General features: G+C 65.4%; 1 protein-coding gene. It reads left to right on the top strand.

Going from position 1 to position 295, the window contains the following annotated elements; translation table 11 throughout:
- A partial coding sequence (locus ACRXB1_RS37605) for a hypothetical protein (RefSeq protein ID WP_449494964.1) occupies positions 1–295 on the top strand: 295 nt, incomplete at both ends.

The following is a 295-nucleotide window of genomic DNA, read 5'->3' as shown; positions in this document are numbered from 1 at the left end:
CAAGGACGGCACGCTGAGCTTGGGCGCGGGCGGCAGTTTGTCATCGACGGGGACGGTGAACACGGCAGCTTCCGGCGCCGGTTTCGATATTTCCGCTGCGGGCAATCAGGTCATCGGATCGCTTTCCGGCGCGGCGGGAAGCACGGTTACGTCCGGCGGCACGACGACCAAGGACGGCACGCTGAGCTTGGGCGCGGGCGGCAGTTTGTCATCGACGGGGACGGTGAACACGGCAGCTTCCGGCGCCGGTTTCGATATTTCCGCTGCGGGCAATCAGGTCATCGGATCGCTTTCC

Source organism: Caballeronia sp. M23-90 (assembly GCF_053574605.1).
The sequence above is the reverse complement of the archived record's forward strand: the minus strand, read 5'-3'. Positions and strand labels throughout refer to the sequence as shown.